Here is a 3,633-nt window from a genome sequence, read left to right on the forward strand (position 1 = left end):
TCTGAGAAGCCAGCGGACTCCCAGTTCGTCCTTGTTTTCATCAATGAATCGATAAGCCTCTAATCGATTTCTTTTGCAAAGAATGCCGCTGCTTTTTTTAGGAATAGATTTTCCTTTCGTGCCTCTTCAAGCTCTGCTCGAAGTCGGCGATTTTCTTTCATAAGCTCCAATTCATTTTGGGCAGTTGGATTAGTTAAGGCTTGTTCCCGGCATTCTTTGCTAAATTTTCTACACCATATGGTAATGCTTGATTTGGCAACGCCATATTCAGCAGAAAGGCTTTGTAGTGTACGTCCTTCTTCCAAATGAAGGCGTACAAGTTTTTTCTTAAACTCCGGTTCGTAATGTTGTTGTGACATAATAATTTCTCCTATTTTATAATTATATTTATTAGTCACTCCTGTTACAACTATAGTTTACCACAACAGATTTAACACCAATGGAGGCTCGCTACAGATAGATATTTATCGAACAAAGTGTTACAAAAAAGCTTGACCAGTACACCCCAACCTTTTATATGAAACAGCAAGACAGAGGAACGGCGAAAAACAGAAAGCTGAATGAAGAAAACCGCTATAACTGGAACAAAGCAACCCTAACACACATACTGAAAAGGCAGGAGTATTGTGGCGATGTAGTCAACTTCAAGACCGAAAAGCATTATAAAGACAAACGAAACCACTATGTAGATAAAGATAAGTGGCAGGTAATCAAAAATGTGCATGAGCCAATCATAGATCGAACTACTTATGAAAATGTACAACGGATATTAAAAAACGCACCTGTAAAAAGACCAAACAGAGATGGAGAAATCCACGCTTTATCTGGACTGATGTACTGTAAAGATTGTGGTACAAAAATGCACATCCGCACCATACACAAGAACAACAAGGTACAGCATGTAACCTATTGCAGCGAATATGCCAAAGGAAAATCCAAACACCCGAAATGCCATTCTCCCCACCGCATTGATGTCGATGATGTGATGGAAACCATTACAGAGGTTTTGCGAAAGATAGCACAGTATTCATTGGCAAATAAAGAAGAATTTGAAGCACTGGTAAAAAGCAGTCTTGCCAAAGAACAGACAGAAGAAATCAAAAAACAGAAAAAGCGTATCCCACAAATCACAGACAGACTAGTACGGATAGAAACAGTAATGAACAAGCTCTATGAAGATAACGCACTGGGAAATATTGAGCCGAAGCGTTATGAGCAATTATCGGGGAAATATGCGGAAGAATATTACACTTTGAAAGCAGAACAAGAGCAAATAGAGGAACGCTTATACGAATTTGAAAATGCAAACCAAAAAGCAAAGAACTTTATCAAACTGGCAGAAAGCTACTCAGATTTTGAAGAACTTACCCCCACCGCCATCAATGAATTTATCAGTAAAATTGTAGTGCATGAAAGAGATGTCAAAAGAGCAAAATATGCTGTTCAGCGTATTGAAGTCTATTTCAATTATATCGGAAAATTTGAAAATGAACTTACAAAAGAGATAGAGCCGACAGAACAAGAAATGATACAGATGAGGGAAGAAATCGAAGAAGCCAAGAAAGAAAAAACAAGAGCATATCACAGGGCATATTCCAAAGAATACCGATCTAAAAATATTGACAAATTCAGAGAGTATGAACGGATAAAAGCACGAGAATATAGAGCAAGAAAGAAGCTACAAGCGGTAACCTAAAATTAAATATCAATCAAAATGAAAAGAGGTTTCCTAATTACAGGAAATCTTTTTTTGTGCAAGTAAAAAGGAGGAATTGAATTACAGAAAAACAAGAAGCACAGACTAAAGATGAACGAGCCATGTCCCGAAAACCTGATGGCATTTTAATAAAAAAGATTAGAGGAAAGACCTTTGTAAGCGAGATATATTTTGATAAAGAGAGCAAGGATACCTTTCAAGATAAGCTGTTCAAGGTAGTACAAACTGAAAAGAAAGCATAAAGAAAAATGGAACACTTTGTATAAACCCTTTCAGCTCTTTTTCTATTTGTTACAATGAAAGCCTTGAAAGTAAGTAGAGAATCTGACAGTAGAAAAATAGTCTTGAAAATGGCATAATATTACTAAATATTTAGAAAGATAGATTAGAATTGTAGAGGTTAGATATGAATAAAAAATTGGAGAAAATGAGTTTAAAAGAGCTTTGGCAACTGTTTCCGATATTTTTAGTTAAACATAATAAAGAGTGGATAAAATGGTATGAAGAAGAAAGAAAATCAATATTATCAGCAGTGCCGAGTAAAAGCATAAAAAGAATATCTCATATCGGAAGCACGGCTATATCAGGAATATCGGCGAAAAATATTGTGGATGTATTAGTTGAAGTAAACGACAAGGCGGATTTAGATATTGTTAAAAATATTCTAATAAACAAGGGTTGGCTATGTATGAATATGACTGAAGCCCGCATTACATTAAACAAAGGCTACACAGAACAAGGATTTGCAGAAAAAGTATTCCATCTTCATATTAGAATTGTCGGAGATAATGATGAACTGTATTTTAGAGATTATTTGAATGAGCATAAGGAAATAGGCAAAGAATATGAAATCTTAAAACTATCGCTTTGGAAAAAATTTGAATATGATAGAGATGGATATACTGAGGCAAAAACAGATTTTATAAGAAAATATACAAATTTAGCAAAAAGTTTATATGGGAAAAGATATTAACCAAATTTGAATTGACCGAACTGAAAGAGAGGGATGTTTCTTGCCAAAAGAACAAGGAACCGGGAACTTAGATATAGTTAAAAAATTGGTAGATAGGAGGTATTATGCAAAATTCATATCTAAAAGTGTTTGATAATATATTCTTTAATGTAGAAAAGCATGATGAGGTTAAAAAAATTATTGAACAGGCAAGCTATGTATTGGATTTAGTTATTACTAGATTTGGAGAAGTAGAAAATGAAATGACAATAGGAACTTCAAGAATAGATGATTTTGTTGATACTATTATTATTTTATTTATAAGAAAAATTATGGAACAACTGGATTCAATCAATGTTTTATATTCTGTAAGTCTATTTGAACCAGCACAGATTATACTACGATCTCTGATTGAGAACATAGTTGGGCTAGAATTTATATTAAAAGAGGATACGAAAAAACGAGCAGCTGCATATTATTTAGAACATCATTACCAAGAATTAGATAATGATGTTGTAGTTGTTGTGGTAAACTATAGTTGTAACAGGAGTGACTAATAAATATAATTATAAAATAGGAGAAATTATTATGTCACAACAACATTACGAACCGGAGTTTAAGAAAAAACTTGTACGCCTTCATTTGGAAGAAGGACGTACACTACAAAGCCTTTCTGCTGAATATGGCGTTGCCAAATCAAGCATTACCATATGGTGTAGAAAATTTAGCAAAGAATGCCGGGAACAAGCCTTAACTAATCCAACTGCCCAAAATGAATTGGAGCTTATGAAAGAAAATCGCCGACTTCGAGCAGAGCTTGAAGAGGCACGAAAGGAAAATCTATTCCTAAAAAAAGCAGCGGCATTCTTTGCAAAAGAAATCGATTAGAGGCTTATCGATTCATTGATGAAAACAAGGACGAACTGGGAGTCCGCTGGCTTCTCAGACGCCTTGATATATATCC

5 protein-coding genes and 1 pseudogene are annotated in these 3,633 nt (G+C 34.6%); 5 read left to right on the forward strand and 1 reads right to left on the reverse strand.

What is annotated here, in order from left to right:
• Positions 1-59: 59 nt before the first annotated feature.
• A complete protein-coding gene (locus HMPREF9333_RS02550) occupies positions 60-359 on the reverse strand; it encodes a transposase (RefSeq protein WP_005539280.1) in 300 nt (99 codons plus the stop codon).
• Positions 360-499: 140 nt separating this feature from the next.
• Here HMPREF9333_RS02550 and HMPREF9333_RS02555 point away from each other — a divergent pair.
• From HMPREF9333_RS02555 to HMPREF9333_RS02575, 5 genes and pseudogenes are all read left to right on the forward strand, one after another.
• A pseudogene (locus HMPREF9333_RS02555) lies at positions 500-1,696 on the forward strand (DUF4368 domain-containing protein); the annotation flags it as partial.
• A gap of 122 nt (positions 1,697-1,818) precedes the next feature.
• On the forward strand, positions 1,819-1,959 hold the full coding sequence (locus tag HMPREF9333_RS02560) for a hypothetical protein (RefSeq protein ID WP_005539588.1): 141 nt from the start codon (positions 1,819-1,821) through the stop codon (positions 1,957-1,959).
• Positions 1,960-2,123: 164 nt separating this feature from the next.
• Positions 2,124-2,690: a GrpB family protein gene (locus HMPREF9333_RS02565; RefSeq protein WP_005539589.1), complete on the forward strand. Its 567-nt coding sequence runs from the start codon at positions 2,124-2,126 to the stop codon at positions 2,688-2,690.
• A 104-nt stretch (positions 2,691-2,794) separates the two neighbouring features.
• The gene (locus HMPREF9333_RS02570; RefSeq protein ID WP_005539590.1) at positions 2,795-3,226 is read left to right on the forward strand and encodes a DUF5677 domain-containing protein; all 432 of its coding nucleotides are present in this window, start codon (positions 2,795-2,797) and stop codon (positions 3,224-3,226) included.
• Positions 3,227-3,257: 31 nt separating this feature from the next.
• Positions 3,258-3,557 carry a transposase gene (locus HMPREF9333_RS02575; RefSeq protein WP_005539280.1) on the forward strand — a complete coding sequence of 100 codons (300 nt, stop codon included), beginning with the start codon at positions 3,258-3,260 and terminating at the stop codon, positions 3,555-3,557.
• The last annotated feature ends 76 nt before the right edge of the window (positions 3,558-3,633 follow it).

This window comes from Johnsonella ignava ATCC 51276, from assembly GCF_000235445.1.
In the GTDB taxonomy this organism is placed as follows: domain Bacteria; phylum Bacillota; class Clostridia; order Lachnospirales; family Lachnospiraceae; genus Johnsonella; species Johnsonella ignava.